Below are 18,605 nucleotides of genomic sequence, written 5' to 3'. Positions count from 1 at the left end.
TAACAACTACCGACCTCGGCACGTAACAACTACCGAACTCGGTGAAGTTGGAACGGCGCACCGGTAGCCTGGCGCATGGAGCCCTGGCCGGGCGATGCATCTGCACCGCCCGGCCGCGGAAACTCCCGGGGGGCCGATTGGACGCCCATGCGCTTCCCGGCCTCGCAAACGCCCACGCCCCGAAAGGAACACCTGCCATGCACCTGCTCCGCCGAACCGCGGTCGCAACCTTCCTTACGCGGCGAGGCGCTCTAGGCGCCGCCGCCCTGGTCGCCTCGCTGTCACTCACCGCCTGTGGCGGCGCCGCCTCCTCAATTGCCTCCAGCCCTCCGACCGCCACCGGCACTGCGGACGCTGCTGATATCTCCGGGGCGATCGTGGTACTCGCCGCAGCCTCCCTCCAGAGGCCCTTCGAGGAGATCGCCGCGGAGTTCCAGCGAACGTATCCGGCAATCTCCGTAGCCTTCGACTTCCAGGGCTCGCAGGACCTGATCACCGCACTTTCGGAGGGCGCGGAAGCGGATATTCTCGCAACCGCAAATAACTCCACCATGGATGACGCCGCTGCGCGGAACCTCGTGAATGACCAGACCGAGTTCGCCACAAATGTGCTAGCCCTCATCGTCCCGGCCGGCAACCCCGCCTCCGTCACCGGGATCAACGACGGCTCCCTGGACGGGGCGGACCTGGTCGTCTGCGCCCGGGAGGTGCCCTGCGGCGAGGCCACCCAAGCGCTCGCCAAACAGCTGGACATAACGCTGACACCGGCCTCCGAGGAGCAGAAGGTCACCGACGTGCGCGGCAAGGTGGAGTCCGGTGAGGCGGACGCCGGCATCGTCTACGCCACAGACGCCGCCGCTGCGGGAGACGCCGTCGGAGTCATCGCCCTGCCCGATAACGACGTCGTCAACCACTATCCGATCGCGCTCACGCGGGACACCGTGAACCCAGAAGCAGCTCAGGCCTTCGTCGACCTGGTCCTGTCCGACGCCGGGCAGGCGATACTGGCCGGGCATGGTTTCCGCGCCCCCACCGGCCGGTGAGCCGGCCAATGCCCGACGGCGCCGTGCACGCCCGCGCCGCCTCCACCTCGGAGCATTCCCGCACCGACCGCACTCGGCTGCCGGCAGCAATAATACTGCTGGCGGTTATCGGCGCCTGTGCCACCATACTGCCGTTCGTAGGCCTGGGCGCCCGCGTGGGCTGGAAGCAGCTGCCCGTTCTGCTCGCCTCCGAGCCGGCGCGCCTGGCACTCGGCCTGTCGCTGCGCACCTGCCTGCTGGCAACCACTATCTCGGTGGTGTTGGGGGTGCCGCTGGCGATCGTCCTGGCACACGAATGGCCGGGGGTACGGGTGGCCCGAGTGCTCGCCGTACTGCCCATGACCATGCCGCCGGTGGTTGCCGGCACAGCACTGCTGGCCACACTCGGCAAACGCGGCCTGCTCGGCCCGCTGCTGGAGCAGCTGGGCATCCAGGTTTCCTTCACCACCGCCGCTGTGGTGATTGCCCAAGTGTTCGTCTCCATGCCCTTCCTGGTGGTCACCCTGGAGGCGGCGCTGCGCTCACGTGACGGGCGCCCCGAGACGATCGCCCGCACGCTCGGCGCCCGCCCGGGGACGGTGCTGACTCGAATCACCCTGCCGCTGGCGGCCCCTGCCTTGGCGCGCGGCACCGCGCTGGCGCTGGGACGCAGCCTGGGCGAGTTCGGCGCCACCATCGCCTTCGCCGGTTCCCGGGAAGGGGTCACCCGCACCGTTCCGCTGGCGGTCTACCTGGAGCGGGAGAACGACACGCCCACCGCTCTGGCGCTGGCCGTGGCACTCATCGTCCTGTCCTTCCTGATCGTGGGAGTCACCACCTTCCCCCTGTTCACTCGTCTCCCCCTGCAAACTCGCGGCGGTACACGCTCCCGCCTCAGAGACCGCCTAAACCGGCAGGCGTTGGAACCGAAACGGGAAGGCACAACGGCCGTGACCAGCTCCCGGGGCCGTGAACTCAGGCTCGCTTTAGCCTCGCCCTCCCGCGGGGTCGAGGTCGAGTTGACGATTCCAGCGGGAGGCGCCGTCGGCCTAGTAGGCCCCAACGGATCGGGTAAGTCCACCGTTTGTGAGGTTGCGGCCGGGCTGCTCAACGCCGAGGCCGGCGAGGTCCGGGTGGGCGCCCGGCTAGTAGACGGCAAGAACTGCTTCATCCCGGCAGGACGTCGTGAAGTCGCTCTGCTTTCACAGTCGCCGGGGCTCTTCCCCCATCTGTCGGTTCTTGACAATGTCGCCTTCGGCCCCCGCTGCCGGGGGGCCAGCCGCAGGGACGCCCGCGAGCGCGCATACGCCGAATTGGCCGCGGTCGGAGCGGACGATCTGGCGCAGCGCTCAGGTTCCCGGCTCTCGGGCGGACAGGCAGCGCGGGTGGCACTGGCCCGGGCACTGGCCACCGATCCGGCAGTGCTGGTACTTGACGAGCCGATGGCGGCCCTGGATGTCGAGGCCCGCCAAGAGATGCGCCGTCTCATTGCCCATCGCGCTCGGCAGCAGGGTCTGACTCTCCTGCTGGTGACTCATGAGGCGTTGGACCTGACATCGCTGGTCGATCAGATCGTCGTTCTGGAGTCGGGAAGGGTGGTGGAATCGGGGCCGACGACGCGGGTACTGTCGACCCCCCGCTCCCGTTTCGCCGCCCGACTGACCGGAACCTGCGTACTCACCGGGAGTCTGGAGGACGGCGAGCCGGCCCTGCGGCTGCCCTCGGGGACACGGATTACCGGACGGCCCGAGCCGCAATGGGAAGGTGGGGCCGGCGCTCCCGGACTGGCGCTGGTGCCGCCCGACGCCGTCGGACTCTATCCGCGCCGCAGTTGGGCCGGGGGCGGTTCTCCGCGCAACGCCTTGGAGGTGGTGGTCGGTTCCCTGGAGCGCAGTGGCGCCCTAGTCACGGTAGGGCTGCGCACCGACGACGGCCAGGAGCTGAGCGCCGTCGTCACCGCAGGCGCAGTGGCAGAGCTGGGGATCGAGCCGGGCGCCGAGCTGCTGGCGGTGGTCAAGGCTGTCCAGGTGCGCATCACGCCCGCGCGGGGGTGAGCGGGCAGGGTATCCGCCCTAGCGAGGTGTGCGGGGCCGTGGCGGGGCGGCATAGAATTCTTGGTACAGATGTCCTATTCTGGTGGCGTCGGGCATTCAGATCGTGCAAAGGAGCGGGACGTGGACGACTCACCCATCCAGGCCGACCACGCCGCGTCACCGCCACCGGCACAGGCCGACCACACCCGAACCGCGGTGCCGGCGGTAGAGTTAGAGATCCTCGAGCGTAAGAACCGGAGCCTGGCCAATGCCCTGCGCACCGCCCGCAGCGAGTTGGCCGCCGCCCAGGCCGAGATCGAGCGCCTGAGCGCACCACCCCTGACCTGCGCCACCGTGTTGCGGGTTGTCGATCCTCTCCAACGCATTTTTGACGTCTCCCAGGCCGGGCACCGCATGCGGGTGCGGGCCTGCGCGACCCTGCCCCTGGGCGGCCTGGAGCCCGGCACAAGTGTGCTGCTCAACGCCTCCCTAGACGCCGTATCCACCGCGCCGACCGGTGACATCGGCGAACTCGTCAGCCTGGAGCAGCGCCTGGATGAGACTCATGTCCTGGTGCGGGTGCGCAGCGAGGAGTTGCGTATTGTGCGCCTGCCTCCGTGGCTGACCAGTGAGCGCCTGCGTGCCGGAGACAGCCTCATGGCCGATCTGAAGGAGGGCTTTGCCCTGTCGGTAGTACCCCGCCGCGAGGTGGAGGATCTGCTTCTGGAGACCTCCCCGCACACTCCTTGGGAAGCCATCGGTGGCCTGGATGACACCATCAAGCGCATCCGGGACACCATTGAGTTGCCAATGACCCACCCCGAACTCTTCACCGCACACCGGCTACGGCCGCCTCGTGGACTACTGCTCTACGGGCCACCGGGGGTGGGTAAGACCCTCATCGCCAAGGCGGTGGCCACCTCTCTGGCGGGGGTGACGGGCCGGCACGCCCACTTCCTGAACATCAAGGGTCCCCAGCTGCTGGACAAGTACGTTGGGGAGACCGAACGCCGCATCCGCCTGATCTTCACCCGGGCCCGGGACAAGGCCGTCCACGGCGTGCCGGTGGTCATCTTCTTCGACGAGATGGAGTCTTTGTTCCGCACCCGCGGTACGGGAGTGTCCTCGGATGTGGAGACCACGGTGGTCCCCCAGTTGCTGGCGGAGATCGACGGCGTGGAGGAGATGCGCAACGTGGTGGTCATCGGCGCCTCCAACCGTGAGGACATGATCGATCCTGCAATCCTGCGGCCGGGGCGTTTGGATGTGCGGATACGTATAGACCGGCCGGATCCGGGCGCCTGCCGCGAGATCCTCTCGCGCTACCTCACCGCCGATCTGCCCCTGTCCGAAAGGGAGCTGGACGCGGCGGGCTCACCGGAGGCGGCGGTGTCCGCGATGGGTGAAGCGTTGCTGACGGCTCTGTTCACCCGCGACGAGACCACCGCCGTACTACGGGTCCACCGCCGCTCGGGAGCGGTGGAGACTTGGCACCTGGCGGACCTGGTCTCCGGGGCCATGATCTCCTCAGTGGTTGAACGCGCCAAGGCCGCCGCCATCCAGGACGCGCTGGCGGGCAGGCCGGGACTGAGTACGGCGCATCTGCTGGATGCGGTACGCGCGGAGGTGGCTGAGACCGCGGACCTGCCGGGTGCCTCCGACCCCGAGGAGTGGGCGCGCGTCGTCGGCCGGGGCCGGCGCACCGATCCCGTGGTCGCCCTGGTCCCGGCGGGAGGATCGGAGCCGCGATGATCACCGTGCAACGCATCATGGGAGTGGAGACCGAGTATGCCCTGATCGACCGTGACGACCCCGAGGCCGATCCGACTGCCCTGTCCGAACAGCTGCTCTACGCCTACGCTCGCCAGGCCGCTGCCGAGGGCGACCCATCGACCTTGCACGTACCGGCGGAGGACTCGCGCAACTTGGAGCGGGGGGCGGGCTGCCGTTTCGACTACTCCGGGGAGCTGCCCACCCGCGACGCCCGCGACGGGGACGATCACGACCTGGCACCAGAGGCACGCACCGATCTGGAGGCCGGAGCGGTCCTCACTGGGGCTCCGACGCGCTGGATCCAGCGGGTGGACCGCTTCGGTCAGCACTACTACCGGGGCTCGGCCACACATGCGCCCAACGGCTCCCGCCTGTACGTCGACCACTCCCACCCCGAGTACGCCTCGCCGGAGACCCGCGGTCCTGTGGAGGCGGTGCGCTACGACCGTGCTGGGGACAGGATCATGCACCGCGCGGAGCAGGCGCTGTCGGCCCGTCGCCCCGGCCGCATCCAGGTAATAAAGAACAACACCGACGGGCACGGCTCGGCCTGGGGAGCCCATGAGTCCTACGCGGTGGACCGACGGGTGCCCTGGGCACTGCTGACCGACCTGCTTGTGCCCTTCCTCGTCAGCCGCTCGGTGCTGTGCGGCTCGGGTCGGGTGGGCATTGGTCCGGCGGGCGAGGAGCCCGGTTTCCAGGTGTTGGCTCGAGCCGACTTCATCGAGCGGGAGGTCTCGCTGTATACCACCCGCGAGCGCCCCATCGTCAACACGCGTGACGAGCCCCATGCCGACGCCTCCCGTTGGCGCCGCCTACACGTCATCACGGCGGACTCCTCCAGCCTGGCGGTCAGCGCCCTGCTACGACTGGGGTCGACGGCGGCCCTGCTGTCACTCGTGGAGCACTTTCCCGACCGGGCCCGGGCACTGGCCGACCGCCTGGCCATGGCCGACCCGGTGGCGGCGATCCGGGCATTCTCCCGCGACCCCACTGCGCGGGTGCGCTGCCCGCTGGCCGCGGGCGGACAGGTCAGCGCACTGGAGATGCAGCGGGCATTCCTTCAGGAGGTGCGCGAGGCGGCCGCACCGGGGGACGCCGACCTCCGGGGCGCGTGCGCTCCGGTGCCTAAGGCAGGATCGGCGGCTGAGGAGACCATGTTGGTACTCGACCTGTGGGGTGAGGCCCTGGACGCCCTGGAGGCCGGCCCCGAGCACGCCGCCCACCTGGTGGAGTGGTGTGCAAAGCTGACGCTGTTGGAGCGGCTGCGCTCGCGCTACGGCTGCGGCTGGGACGACGCCCGACTGCGGGCCGCGGACCTGCAGTTCAGCGTGGTTGATCCGACCACTTCACTCGCCGCCCGCTTGGAGCGCACGGGTGTGGTGCGCAGCGTCCTGGACGAGGTTGAGGTTGAGACCGCGGTGACGACGGCGCCGGCGCGTACGCGGGCCGGGGGACGAGCCGCACTGCTGCGGCTCTTTCCCGACCGGGTCTGGGCGGCCTCCTGGACCTCGGTGGTGGTGGACGTCGGCGCCCGCTGCCTGCTGCGAGTCACCCTGCCCGATCCCAGTAGTCCCACTACGGCGCAGGTCGAGCAGGCAGTGCGCGACGCCCGTGAGCGTCTGCTGCGCCCCGGGTTAGGCGCCGACGCCTCGAAGCCCGACCCGGGACCTGCGGAGGAGGCGGTGCTTGTGGCGACGCTGGAGGCGCTGGGCCTGGAGGTCCCGCCCGAGCCGAGGCTATACAGCTGGAACGAGGGTATCTACGCCGAGGAGCAAGGGGAACCGACGGCGCCGTGAGCACCGGCGCTGTCGACGCCGCCACCAACCGAATACAACCGGAAGGACCAGGAGGAACCCGTGTCAGAACGAATCCATGCACAAGTCTCCCGTGAGGAGCCCGAACCCGAGGCTCCGCCGCCGGCGCCACCGGTCGTCCAGGCCCAGGGCCTGGACGAGGTGCTCGACGGCATCGACGACGTCCTGGAGGTCAACGCCCTTGCCTTCGTGCAGAGCTTCCGCCAACAGGGCGGACAGTGAGCACCCCCGCGGGGCGGCTGCACCGCGTTGTCGGCATTGAGACCGAGTACGGCGTCACCAGCTCCTACCTGGGCCCCGAGGCCCACGAGGGCATGCCGCTGAGCGTGGAGGATGCGGTACAGGAGCTCTTCCGCGGCGCCGAGTCCGTACCCTCCGGTACGCACCGCTTCACCACCTCCGGTGCGCGCCTATACGTGGATATCGGTCTGCACCCGGAGTTCGCGGGGCCGGAGTGCCTGTGGGTCAGCGACGTCGTCGCCCAGGATCTGGCCGGCGACGCCCGGCTGCATGCCATGGCGCAGGCCGCCAACGAGCGTCTGGCACCGCGAGGCGCGCGCGTGCACGTGCTCAAGTCCAACGTCGACGGGTGGGGCGCTACCTTCGGCTGTCACGAGAACTACCAGGTCGAGCGCGGATTCCGGCTGCCGCTGGGCGGTCTCATCGGCCTATTGGCAGCACGCCAGGTGTTGGCGGGCGCCGGCGCGCTGCCCGCCCCGGATCAGAATCCGGCCGCGGGACCGATCGGCCCCTTGCGCTACTCCGCTCGCGCCGAGCACATCCGCACGGCGGCCTCCGACGACCCCACTCATGAGCGTGCCTTCGTCAACACCCGCGACGAGCCGCACGCCGACGCCGGTCGGTGGCGGCGCCTGCACGTGGTTGCCGCAGACTCTGCCATCAGCCCGTGGACGACGGCACTCAAGGTCGTGCTTCTCGACGCTGCCTTGACCGTGGCCGAGCGGGGGCTGTGGGACCTTGCCGAATGCGAGCTGGTGAACCCGGCGGCGGCTGCCCGGGCCTGGAGCCTGGACCCGCTCACGCCCTGCGCGCGGCCCGAGCGGGGGCCGGTCACCTGCCCGCAACTGCTGGAGGCCGCCCTGGACCGCCTCGGCGTTCTCGCACCAGCCCACGACGCCCTCAGCACGCGGGTCATGGACCTGGCCCGGCGCGGGACGCAGGCACTGCGCACGGGTGATATCGCGACGGTGTCCACCGAGCTGGACTGGGCGATCAAATACGTGGTGCTGGCGCGTGTGGCCGAGCGCGCCCCGCTGGGGTGGGCCGATCCCCGGGTGCGTCGAGCCGAACTGGCCTACCACGATCTGTCCCCCGTCACGGGGCTGCGCGAGCCGCTGACGACGGCGGGTCTGTTGACCCCGTTGGTGGGAGCGGAGGAGGTGCAGGCGGCCTGTGAGCGCGCCCCTGACGGCACCCGGGCCGCCCTGCGCGGGCGAGTCGTGGAGGCCTGCAACCGCACACGACGCCTGGCCTCCATCGGCTGGGCGCACGTGCGTCTGGACTGCCCGCCCAGCCCACAGATAGACCTGCTAGACCCTCAAGCCGCCGACAGTCCGCCGGTGGAGGCACTGCTGGAGCGCATTGAGGAACTCGGGCCGTGGGAGGGCGGTCCGGGATGCTGAGACGGTGCATGCAGATGGGCGGGCATCGTTGCGTGGTATTGGCTCACCGCCGTGGCTTCCTGGTGTGTCGAGAGGGGCGTGGCCGGATTCCGCGACGCCCTTAGCCCGGGGATTGGCGCAGCCCCAGCAGCCACATGAGGTACAGGCCGCCGCAGGCCGCCGCCAGCAGCCCGACCGGGATCTGGAAGGGTGCCAGTAGCCGCTGCGCGGCCAGGTCGGCTACCACCAGCAGGACGGTTCCCATGGCTGCGGACACTCCGAGCGTCAGCCCCGCCGTTCGGGCCAGCCGCTGCGCCAGCTGGGGCGCGGCCAGTGCCAGGAAGCCGATGGGACCGGCCACTGACACGCATACGGCCGCGAGCACCACCCCGTAACCGACCAGGGCGGCCCGCAGCCGTCCCACACCGAGCCCGAGGGAGGTGGCGGCGTCGTCGCCCAGTTCCAGGACGGCGGCCGGACGGCCGAACCAGAGAACTAGCGGGATCAGCACGGTGGCGGCCACAATCAGGGGCCGCACCTGCACCCAGGTGATGGCGTTCAGGGAGCCGTACTGCCAGGTTCGGGCGACTTCGGCCTGTTGGATAGTGGCCCGCGAGAGCAGGTAGTCGTTGAAGGCGGACAGTGTCTGGGAAAGGGCGACGCCGGCCAGCACCAGGCTCTCCCCGGCCCCGCCTCGTCGGCGTGCCGCCAGCACCACCATGGCGGCGGTGGCGAAGCCGCCGAGGGTGGTGCCCATGGCGATGGCGGCGGTGGAGGAGGCTGCGGACACGAGGATGACCAGTAGGCCGCCGGTGGTCGCCCCGGTGGTGAAGCCGACGATGTCGGGGCTGCCCAGCGGGTTGCGGGACAGGCTCTGGAAGACGGCCCCCGAAACGGCCAGCATGGCGCCGATCAGGGCAGCGGCGATGAGGCGGGGCAGGCGCTGGCCGAGCACGATGAAGCGGTCAACCCGGTTGCCCTCCCCGACCAGGACGCGCAGGGCCTGGTCGGCAGGCAACTCGTATGCGCCGGTCAAAAGCGTGTACAGGCCGACCGCGGCGGCCACCGCCAACAGCACAGTCGCCACGGCCAGGGCGCGACGGCGCACCAGCAGGCTGCGTTCCCCACCCGGGCGCAGCAGCAGGCGTCCGGCGGGCGGACCCGCGACCGTCCGAGGCCTGGGAGAGTCGGACGGCGTGTTCTGACCGCCCGGCCCCTTGGGGGCGGCTCCGCCACACCGACTCGCGCTCATCGGATCGCCTCCCGGCGTCGCAGCACCATGGCCAGCAGCACGGGCCCGCCGATGAAGGCGGTGACCACGCCCGCCTCCATTTCGTCGGGGCGGATCAGGACGCGCCCGACAATGTCCGCGGTCAGCAGCAGAATCGGCCCGGCCAGCACGGAGGCGGCCAGAAGCCGGCGTTGGTCCACGCCCAGGACCAACCGCAGTACGTGGGGCACCACCAGTCCGATGAAGGAGATGGGGCCGACGGCCGCCGTCGCCGCCCCGCACAGCAGCGTGATCGATACCAGGGCGAGTGCCCGCACCCGCCCCAGGCGGGCTCCAAGTGCGGTGGCCTGCTCCTCGCCCAGGGCAAGCACGTTGAGAGCATGCCCGGAGGCGAGGGCGAGGACCAGCCCGGCCGCGAGGAATGGCGCCACCCAGGCCAGCATGGTGGCGTCGCGTCCCTCAAGGGCACCCACCACCCAGAACCGGTAGGAGTCGAAGGCGCTGGTGTCATACATGGTGATGGTGCCGGTGATGGCGTTCAGGCTCGCCCCCAGGGCAATGCCGGCCAGCACCAGCCGGACGGGGCCGGCGTCCCGACTGCGGCGGGCCATGAGCTGGACCAGGGTGGCGGCCAGCGCTGCGCCGGCGAAGGCGAACCAGAGGTAGCCGGATACGGTGGTGATGCCGCCGAGCCATACGGACAGCACCACCGCCAAGGAGGCGCCTGCGTTCACACCGAGGATGCCGGGCTCGGCCAGCGGGTTGCGGGTCAGGGCCTGCATCACCGCTCCGGCTACGGCCAGGGCGGCGCCGGTGACGATGGCGAGGGCGGTTCGGGGCAGGCGCAGACGCCACACGATCAGGGAGGCGATGGTGTCATCGTGGGCGTGCAGCCCCTCCCAGGCCTCGGCGAGGCCGAGCGGCCGCGAGCCGACGGCGAGGCTGAGCAGGCACAGAACAATCAGTACGCCGACACCTGCCAGAAGCGCCCCGGCGTCCAGGACGAAGGGGCGAAGGCCACTTGCACGAAACACAGTCCTTTAGGATAGCCTCATCATATGAGTTCTCTGTTCTCGCGCCGCATCGCCTTGGGCATGCTGGGCGCCGCCGTTGCCGTCCCCGTCATCGCCGCCTGCTCCGGCTCCACCACCTCCACCGGCTCGACAATCGCCTCCGGCGCCGCCGCCACAGGCTCGACCGGCACCGCCACGGCCGACGCCACCGTACCCACCGCGATTCCCGATGGCATGGGCTCCGGACAGGGGGACGACGTCTTCCCGCGGATCGTCACCCACTTCCTGGGCGACACCACGATCGACACCGCCCCCAAGCGGGTCGTCATCATCTCCACCGGCCAGCTGGACGCGGCCCTGACACTGGGATTCGTCCCGGTGGGCGCCACCTCCGGGGATGGCGCCGGCACCGTCCCCGACTACCTGCCCGCCACCTTCCCCAATAACGCCGATGCCCTGGCTAAGATCACCGACGTCGGCTCACGCTCCGAGCCGAGCGTGGAGGCGATCGCGGGCCTCAACCCAGACCTGATCCTGATGAACATCGCAGGCAAGGACGCCCAGTCCCTGTACTCCTCACTGACCGAGATCGCCCCGACCGTCGCTACGCAGGGCACCGGTCAGTACTGGAAGCAGGACTTCCTGCTGTTGGCGGACGCCCTGGGCAAGCCGGAGACGGCCCAGGCCTGGTTGGAGGCCTTCCACGCCGATGCCGCCTCCGCCGGGGCGGGTATCCCCGCCGGCACCACCGTGTCTCTGCTGCGCAAGAACGGCGACCACACCCGTGTCTTCGGGGCTGTGTCCTTCGCCGGCTCGGTGCTGGCCGATATGGGCGTGACCCGTCCGGACACCCAGACCTTCACCGACGACACCTCCGTGGACATCTCCGAGGAGCAGCTCGACCAGGCCGACGGCGACTGGCTCCTGTTCGGTGTGCAGGGCGGGGACGCCTCCGAACTGACGGGCATGTCACTGTGGCCCACGCTGTCGGCGGTGCAGGCCGGCCAGGTCGTGCAGGTGGAGGACGATCCCTTCTACCTCAATGCCGGCCCGACGGCGGCGCGTTTCGTCCTCGACGCCGTGCGCGCCGCGGTGAAGTGAGCGCGGCTGCGAACGGCAGCGCTGGCGCCGTGTCCCCTCCGGCCGCTGCCGCCATGGGCAGCAGTGACCAGACCGCTACCGCCCCGGGCCGCCGCAGTGAGCTGGAGGCCCGGGGCGTGTCCCTGTCCTACCACCCCGAGCACCCGGTCATATCCGATCTGAGCGTGCGCGTGCCCCCGGGCGAGGTGACCATGATCGTGGGGCCGAACGCCTGCGGGAAGTCCACTTTGCTGCGTGCTCTGAGCCGTGTGCTCGCCCCCGACTCCGGGCAGGTGCTGCTCGATGGCGAGGACGCCGCCGGCTTCCGCCCCAAGTCCTTCGCCAGGAAAGTGGGCATGCTGGCACAGTCCTCGATCGCGCCCACGGGAATCACCGTGCACGAACTGGTCTCACGGGGCCGCTACCCCTACCAGTCGCTGCTGCACCAGTGGTCGGCGCGTGACGAGACCGCGGTGACGGCGGCGATGGAGCGCACTCAGCTGACCGATCTGGCTCGCAGACGGGTCGCCTCCCTGTCGGGAGGGCAGCGGCAGCGGGTCTGGATCGCCATGGCACTGGCGCAGCGCACCGATGTGTTGCTGCTGGACGAGCCCACCACCTACCTGGATCTGGCCCACCAGGTGGATGTGCTGGAGCTGTGTCGGGAACTGAATGCCGAGCTGGGTACCACGATCGTGGCGGTGCTGCACGACCTGAACCAGGCGTGCCGCTACGCCGACCGGATCATCGCTATGCGCGCGGGCCGCATCATGGCCAATGGCACTCCGCGGGAGGTGGTCACCCCGCAGCTGGTACGGGAGGTGTTCGGCTTGGAGGTGCATGTGACGCCGGATCCGCTCACCGGAACTCCCCTGGTGCTGCCGTTGCCGCGCAGGAGGCAGTAGCCGCCCGGCGTCGCGGCGTGTCGCCAGGCACTGGCAATACCTGGCGGCTGGTGCCGAGACGGTTCTAACCTTGGGGGTGAGGTACAACCGATGCGGATTGTTCGCCCGCATCATCCTGAATCGAGGAGTATTCGTGACCGCCACAACTCTGCCCGAGACCATGCGCGCCGTGATCATGCGCGCCCCCGGCGATGTCGTCGTCGAGGACGTGGAGGTTCCCCGCGTGGTCAAGCCGACCGACGTCGTCATCAAGCTGGCCGCCGCCTGCATCTGCGGCTCCGACCTGTGGCCCTACCGGGGCCTGGAGCCGGTGGAGAACCGCCCCATGGGGCACGAGTACGTGGGCACCATCGTGGAGGCCGGCGACGAAGTCAAGACCCTCAAGGTCGGCGACTTCGTGATCGGCTCCTTCATGCTTTCGGACGGCACCTGTGAGATCTGCCAGGCCGGCTACCCGTCCCGCTGCGCCAATGCCGGTTCCTACACCGGCTCCCAGGCCCAGTACATGCGCGTGGAGCTGGCCGACGGCTCGCTGGTGGCCGTGCCCGGCGGCGAGCCCGACGATCCCGACCGCCTGGCCGACTACCTGGCCGCCTCCGACGTGCTGGGGACCGGCTGGTTCGCCGCGGTGGCCGCCGAGGCCGGCCCGGGCAAGACCATCGCCGTCGTCGGTGACGGCGCCGTGGGCCTGTCCGCCGTGCTGGCCGCCAAGACGCTTGGCGCCGAGCGGGTCATTGCCTTCTCCCGCCACGAGGACCGGGCCGCCCTGGCGCGCGAGTTCGGAGCCGACGTCGTCATCGCCGAGCGCGGCGAGGAGGGCGCCGCCAAGGTCAAGGAACTGACGAACGGCTACGGCGCCCATGGCGTAGTCGAGGCGGTCGGCAACCAGGTCTCCATGGACCAGGCCATCGCCTCCTGCCGCCCCGGCGGCTACGTCGGCTTCGTGGGCGTGAGCCATGACCAGGAGATCGAGGGCCTGGGCCTGTTCTTCTCGCAGGTGCATCTGCACGGTGGCCCCGCCCCGGTACGCCGCTTCCTGCCCGACCTGATCAAGCGCATCCAGGCCGACGAGATCCACCCCGGCAAGGTCTTCACCACCCGTATCCCGCTCGACGCCGCCGCCAAGGGCTACAAAGCCATGGACGAGCGCCGCGAGATCAAGGTCCTGCTGGAGGTCTGAGCCGATGGCATCCGCGGCTCAACCGCCGCAGGCGGTGCCGCCGTCGGGCATGCAGCCCGGCGGCGGCGCCCTCGACGCGAAGGACCTTGTGGCCCACACGGCCGCGGGACTGCCGATCACTTCCGATTCACCGCTGGAGGGCGTGGCCGGCCAGATGATGCAGGAGGCCCTGCGGGTGACGGCCGAACTCAATGGGACCTACCACTCCCCCGCCGAGGTTCAGGAGCTCTTCGCGCACCTGACCGGCACGCCGGTGAACCGGACGCTGGGCCTGGTGCCCCCATTCCATACAGACTTCGGCCGCAACATTCGCGTCGGCCGCAACGTCTTCATCAACGCCGGCTGCTGCTTCCAGGACCAGGGCGGCATCACCATCGGCGACCGGGTACTGATCGGCCATCGCGTGGTGCTGGCGACCCTCAACCACGCCGAGCCCGTGGCCGAGCGCGGCACGCTGCTGCCCGCACCCATCGCCATCGGCGACGACGTGTGGGTCGGGGCGGGCGCCGTCGTCTGCCCGGGGGTGAGTATCGGGGCCGGTGCGATCGTGGCCGCCGGGGCGGTGGTCACCCGGGATGTGCCCGCGGGCGTGGTGGGCGGCGTGCCCGCCCGGGTGCTGCGCGAGGTGAAAACGGAGTCGGATACGCAATGACGGTTTGTTGGAGTACTTCGTAGACTGGGTGTATGACGATCGCAGAAGTTTCCGACGTTGATCTGAAGCGCCTTGGCGAATTGTGTCAGCGCTTCGGCATCGCGACCCTGGATGTTTTCGGCTCGGTCGCGCGCGGAGAGGCCAGTTCTTCCAGCGACGTCGACCTGCTCTACCAACTTCAGCCCGGCCGGAGCCTAGGGTGGGAGATCGAAGACCTGTCCGACGAACTCGCCACCCTGTTCGGACGGCCGGTGGATCTGATCTCCCGCCGCTCCCTGCACCCACTCATCCGAAAGCAGGTTCTTGCCGACGCGGAGACACTCTATGCCGCGGCCTGACGATCTCTTCCTTCACGAGATGCGGGACGCTGTGTCACGGATACACCAGGTCATCGGAAACTTCAGCACCGAGGAGATCGCCGCTGATCCGCTGCGGACCGACGCGCTGATGTGGAACTACACGGTACTAGGCGAAGCGGCAAACAAAGTCTCCCGGGGTTTCGCGAGGCCCATCCAGAGATTGTCTGGCATCGCCCCATCAGTCTGCACAACCGGATCATCCACGGATACTGGTCGATCGACATTGACGTGCTCGTCACGACCGCGCAGCGCGACCTGCCCGACCTGGCCCAGCGCCTGGACAAGCTCCTCAGCGCCGCGCATCGTTAGCCAGCAAGTCCTTGTCGTACGCGTGCCAGTAACCTAGCGAGCTTAAGCCGGCTCTTCGTGTTTGGGAGTGTGTTGAGCTGAGCCCACCGACACCAAGCGCTCAAGCACCTTCTTACTCGAGCGTACTGAGCGCGCCGCCGCGGCGTGATCGCCGGAGCCGGAGCGATCCTCGCTGAGGCATGCGGCATTGAGACACGACGACACCCGCGGCGACCGCCGCTCTTCAACGTGTTGACACTATTGGAGGAGCGTGACTACCCTTAATGCAACCGATCTCAGCAATCGATCTCGAAGAGGAGCGATCGCGGGCCGGTCGAGCTGTACGACCTTTCCTGCCCGGCCGCCGGTAACCCTCGCAGGTCCGTGCGCTGAGCCCCACGGCACCAACCGAAGGCATGGTGATGACAAATGGACAAGGCCCGAACCCTTGTGCTGGGAGCCTCCCACTGGCACGTACCCCTGTATGCCGAAAGAATCGCCGTCCGGCACAACGTCATCGGAGTCTCCGATCCGAACACCCGGCTGGTCCGAGACCTGACGAAACTGTGGGGAGCGCCTGCCTACACCGACTGGCGCCGGATGATCGATGAATCCACGGACATCGATCTCGCCTACGTCTTCGTTCCACACTCGCAGATGAAACAGGCCTGCTTGGCTCTCATCGAGCGCGGAGCCTCGATCGTCGTCGAAAAACCCGCAGGTGTCTCCCGGGATGAACTACGCGAGATCAAGCACGCCGCAAATACGGCCGGCGTCCCAATCGCAATCCCCTTCGTCCAACGTGGCGGCCCCGTTGACCTGTGGCTGTCGAAGGCCGGTCGCTCGGTGTACGAGGCGGTGCAGTTCATCGCCGGTCCTCCTTCGCGCTATGAGGAGACCAGCCCCTGGATGCTTGACGCCGCCCAGTCCGGTGGTGGCTGCACGATCAACCTCGCTCCCCACTTCGTGGACCTCTTCCTCCATTCCGCGCAGGCCGAGAAGGCCTCGGTCGTCGCCGCGATGTCATCTCGGCACTGCACGACACCGGCGTTGAGGACTACTCCGCACTGACGATCCGCACCCGCGACGGGCACATCGCGACGATCGAGACCGGCTACGCCTTCCCGTCCTCCCCCTTAAACGGCACTGTTCCTATGTCCGTATCGGCGTGCACGGGACGGCGAGCATCTGGTCCGATGGACGTGCCTGGTTCACCTCGGTGGACGGAACGACCGAGACCTCGGAGTTCGACGTCGACTCTGATCCGCTGTACCCCGTGTTCGTCGATAATGTCGCCGAGCGGTTGGATCGTGGATTTGAGGGCCTCCCGACGATTGATGATCTCGAGAAGACCCTGTCTCTGATCTGGCTGGCTTACGACTACAGCCGACGAGGAGACAGCAATGACAAGCAGCACCCCGAGCATTGACGATGTCGCAGCAGCAGCCGGAGTTCACCGATCGACCGTGTCGCGCACATTCTCGCGACCCGATGCCGTCAAGCAGTCCACCCGCGAGCATGTGCTCCGCGTGGCCGAGGAGCTGGGCTACAAGATGAGTCCCCTCGCCCAGGCCCTGCGTACTAAGAGCTCAAACCTCGTGCCCCTTCTCGTCCCCGACATCACCAATCCGTATTTCGCGGAACTTGCCAAGGCCATGACGGCGGCCGCGGATGAGAGCGGATACCAGCTGGTGCTGTGCGTCACCGGCGATGATCCCGCGGCCGAGTCCCGCTACCTGGAGGCGATGCAGTCGATGTACGCCCCCTTTGCGATCATCGCGCCCTACTCCCACGAGTACCCCGACGACGCTCGTATCGCCGGTTTCGGACGCCGCGGTGTCATCATCGACCGTGGCGAGGGCGGGGACGGGGTGTCCACCGTCAGCCTCGACAACGCACGGGGAATAGCCCTGGCACTGGAGCACCTGTACGAACTCGGCCATACGGAGATCGCATACGTCTCGGGGCTGGCCGGAACACGCACCGCAGCTGATCGGCGTCAGGCCTACCTCGCCCTGTCCGAGCAGCGCGGCCTCGGCCCCCGCGAGCTAACGGCGACCGACCCGGGTGCCGACCTCGGTGAGTCCGTCGCCGACCAGATTCGGACGATCCAGAACCCACCTACCGCCCTCATTGCCGGCAATGACCTTGTCGCGTTCCGACTCATCAGCGCGCTCGGCACGCGCGGGATTCGCGTTCCCGATGACATCTCCGTCACCGGGTTCGACGGACTACCACTGGGCGCCTCGTTCAACCCACCACTGACATCGGTACGCCAGCCCATAGCCGAAATGGGTGCCGCCGCCCTGGCCATCGCCCAGAGAGTGGCGGAAGGCGCGCCGGTCGAACATGTAGTACTCGAACCCGATCTGCTCATCCGCTCATCGACAAGGAGGATCTCATGACCGATCGGCTCATGCCCGGTCTGCAATACGTGGACCATGTGGCATTCACCGTTCCCAACCTAGATGACGCCGTCACCTTCTTCGTCGAGGTGCTCGGCGCCGAGGAACTCTACCGCTCGCAGCGCGGCCCGGATGGGGACTACATGTCCGTGAACTTCGACGTCCCCGACGATGCTTCGCTGACCCTTGCCATGCTCCGCCTGCCCCCGAACCTCAATGTCGAACTCTTCGAGTGGCAGGCCGATGGCCAGCGCGCCGAGCATCCCCGACACTGCGACCGGGGCGGACACCACCTGTGCTTCGTCGTCGACGACGTCGATGCGGCGGTGGCTCATCTTAAGACCATTGAGGGGGTGCGCATCCTCGGCGAGCGCAAGGAGGTTGGTGCCGACAGCCCCCTGGTCGCCGGAAACCGTTGGATTTACTTGGTCACTCCGTGGGGGCTCCTCATGGAACTCGTCGACCGTTCCCGCGTCGCCAATCCCCCACACTTCGTCGGCCCTGCCGACTGGACCTCCCCGAAGGAGCAATGAACCGTGATTATCGCCGGGCACACAATGGGCACTCCGAACCACGACCTGGTGGGAGCACTGCGCCTCTTTCGTGGCGCCGGCCTGGAGGCCGCCGAAGTGATCTATCAGGACGACTACCCCAGCGGCATACCCACGGCGGATCCGCGCGCCGCAGCCGAGGCCGCCCGCATCGCCGACGGCGAGGGTGTGCCGATTATCGGGCTCACCCCCTACACCACATCCATCAATAGCCTCGACGACGCCGAATGGAACTCGGGGATCAACGAGTTCCGGGCTTGCATCGACGCCGCGCATATCCTTTCAGCCACGGCAATCCGTGTTTACGCGGGTTCCTGGCACCCCGGGGACACCGAGCACGAGGCGCACTGGGCCAGGCTGCGCGAGGCACTGGCGGTTCTTGGGCCCGAGGCACGTGCCGCCGGCACCGTGCTCTGCGTGGAGAACCACTTCGGCACGATGACCCAGACCGCTGCCAACACCGCCAAGCTCGTACGTGAGGTCGACGACGCCGGTGTCCGCGTCCTGTACGACCAGGCGAATCTCGCCTTCACCCACGACGAGACCTGGCAGGAGGCCTTCGCGGTGCAGGGCGATCTCATCGGCCACGTCCACGTCAAGGACCTCGTCTTCAAGGACCCCGATGCCCCCTTCCGCGCCACGGGAACCGCCCGCGTCGAGGCGGATGAACGGGC

The 18,605-nt window shown here is 68.7% G+C and carries 19 protein-coding genes; 17 read left to right on the top strand and 2 right to left on the bottom strand.

Features of this window, described 5'->3' with window-relative positions; all coding sequences use genetic code 11:
- Positions 1–197: 197 nt before the first annotated feature.
- From modA to Q4A20_RS12820, 6 genes are all read left to right on the top strand, one after another.
- A complete protein-coding gene (gene modA / locus Q4A20_RS12845) occupies positions 198–1,043 on the top strand; it encodes a molybdate ABC transporter substrate-binding protein (protein ID WP_303123536.1) in 846 nt (281 codons plus the stop codon).
- An 8-nt stretch (positions 1,044–1,051) separates the two neighbouring features.
- Positions 1,052–3,076 carry an ATP-binding cassette domain-containing protein gene (locus Q4A20_RS12840; RefSeq protein WP_303123535.1) on the top strand — a complete coding sequence of 675 codons (2,025 nt, stop codon included), beginning with the start codon at positions 1,052–1,054 and terminating at the stop codon, positions 3,074–3,076.
- Between the two features lie 120 nt (positions 3,077–3,196).
- The gene (arc, locus tag Q4A20_RS12835) at positions 3,197–4,807 is read left to right on the top strand and encodes a proteasome ATPase (RefSeq protein ID WP_303123534.1); all 1,611 of its coding nucleotides are present in this window, start codon (positions 3,197–3,199) and stop codon (positions 4,805–4,807) included.
- Complete coding sequence (locus tag Q4A20_RS12830; protein WP_303123532.1) at positions 4,804–6,627, top strand: proteasome accessory factor PafA2 family protein; 1,824 nt, start codon at positions 4,804–4,806, stop codon at positions 6,625–6,627. Before arc ends, Q4A20_RS12830 begins: the two co-directional genes overlap by 4 nt.
- 60 nt (positions 6,628–6,687) lie before the next feature.
- Positions 6,688–6,867: a ubiquitin-like protein Pup gene (locus tag Q4A20_RS12825; RefSeq protein WP_303123530.1), complete on the top strand. Its 180-nt coding sequence runs from the start codon at positions 6,688–6,690 to the stop codon at positions 6,865–6,867.
- Positions 6,864–8,288: a proteasome accessory factor PafA2 family protein gene (locus tag Q4A20_RS12820; RefSeq protein ID WP_303123528.1), complete on the top strand. Its 1,425-nt coding sequence runs from the start codon at positions 6,864–6,866 to the stop codon at positions 8,286–8,288. The genes Q4A20_RS12825 and Q4A20_RS12820 overlap by 4 nt, the downstream gene beginning before the upstream one ends.
- A gap of 100 nt (positions 8,289–8,388) precedes the next feature.
- On the opposite strand, the gene Q4A20_RS12815 is transcribed toward Q4A20_RS12820, so the two are convergent.
- Together Q4A20_RS12815 and Q4A20_RS12810 are read right to left on the bottom strand one after the other, a co-directional pair.
- Complete coding sequence (locus tag Q4A20_RS12815; RefSeq protein WP_303123526.1) at positions 8,389–9,519, bottom strand: iron chelate uptake ABC transporter family permease subunit; 1,131 nt, start codon at positions 9,517–9,519, stop codon at positions 8,389–8,391.
- A complete protein-coding gene (locus Q4A20_RS12810) occupies positions 9,516–10,532 on the bottom strand; it encodes an iron ABC transporter permease (protein WP_303123524.1) in 1,017 nt (338 codons plus the stop codon). The genes Q4A20_RS12815 and Q4A20_RS12810 overlap by 4 nt, the downstream gene beginning before the upstream one ends.
- A 24-nt stretch (positions 10,533–10,556) precedes the next feature.
- Here Q4A20_RS12810 and Q4A20_RS12805 point away from each other — a divergent pair, with 24 nt between their 5' ends.
- The 11 genes from Q4A20_RS12805 to Q4A20_RS12760 all read left to right on the top strand — a co-directional run.
- The gene (locus Q4A20_RS12805; protein WP_303123522.1) at positions 10,557–11,612 is read left to right on the top strand and encodes an iron-siderophore ABC transporter substrate-binding protein; all 1,056 of its coding nucleotides are present in this window, start codon (positions 10,557–10,559) and stop codon (positions 11,610–11,612) included.
- Between the two features lie 53 nt (positions 11,613–11,665).
- A complete protein-coding gene (locus tag Q4A20_RS12800) occupies positions 11,666–12,496 on the top strand; it encodes an ABC transporter ATP-binding protein (RefSeq protein WP_303123520.1) in 831 nt (276 codons plus the stop codon).
- Positions 12,497–12,656: 160 nt separating this feature from the next.
- On the top strand, positions 12,657–13,676 hold the full coding sequence (locus Q4A20_RS12795; RefSeq protein ID WP_303123538.1) for a zinc-binding dehydrogenase: 1,020 nt from the start codon (positions 12,657–12,659) through the stop codon (positions 13,674–13,676).
- A gap of 4 nt (positions 13,677–13,680) precedes the next feature.
- A complete protein-coding gene (locus Q4A20_RS12790) occupies positions 13,681–14,328 on the top strand; it encodes a DapH/DapD/GlmU-related protein (RefSeq protein ID WP_303123518.1) in 648 nt (215 codons plus the stop codon).
- A gap of 32 nt (positions 14,329–14,360) precedes the next feature.
- Positions 14,361–14,666, top strand: coding sequence for a nucleotidyltransferase family protein (locus Q4A20_RS12785; RefSeq protein WP_303123516.1), 306 nt, complete (start codon positions 14,361–14,363; stop codon positions 14,664–14,666).
- Between the two features lie 111 nt (positions 14,667–14,777).
- Positions 14,778–14,996, top strand: a complete 219-nt coding sequence (locus Q4A20_RS15160) for a DUF86 domain-containing protein (RefSeq protein WP_368502480.1) — start codon at positions 14,778–14,780, stop codon at positions 14,994–14,996.
- Between the two features lie 408 nt (positions 14,997–15,404).
- Positions 15,405–16,046, top strand: coding sequence for a Gfo/Idh/MocA family protein (locus Q4A20_RS12780; protein WP_303123514.1), 642 nt, complete (start codon positions 15,405–15,407; stop codon positions 16,044–16,046).
- Between the two features lie 148 nt (positions 16,047–16,194).
- Complete coding sequence (locus Q4A20_RS12775) at positions 16,195–16,404, top strand: hypothetical protein (protein ID WP_303123512.1); 210 nt, start codon at positions 16,195–16,197, stop codon at positions 16,402–16,404.
- Positions 16,379–17,380 (top strand): LacI family DNA-binding transcriptional regulator, encoded by a 1,002-nt coding sequence (locus Q4A20_RS12770; RefSeq protein ID WP_303123510.1) that lies wholly within the window; start codon positions 16,379–16,381, stop codon positions 17,378–17,380. Before Q4A20_RS12775 ends, Q4A20_RS12770 begins: the two co-directional genes overlap by 26 nt.
- Positions 17,377–17,913: a VOC family protein gene (locus tag Q4A20_RS12765; protein ID WP_303123508.1), complete on the top strand. Its 537-nt coding sequence runs from the start codon at positions 17,377–17,379 to the stop codon at positions 17,911–17,913. The genes Q4A20_RS12770 and Q4A20_RS12765 overlap by 4 nt, the downstream gene beginning before the upstream one ends.
- A gap of 3 nt (positions 17,914–17,916) precedes the next feature.
- Positions 17,917–18,605: sugar phosphate isomerase/epimerase (locus Q4A20_RS12760; RefSeq protein ID WP_303123506.1), on the top strand; the 689-nt coding region annotated here is incomplete at its 3' end.

The organism is Actinomyces sp. (assembly GCF_030530635.1).
Lineage (GTDB): Bacteria > Actinomycetota > Actinomycetes > Actinomycetales > Actinomycetaceae > Actinomyces.
The sequence above is the reverse complement of the archived record's forward strand: the minus strand, read 5'-3'. Positions and strand labels throughout refer to the sequence as shown.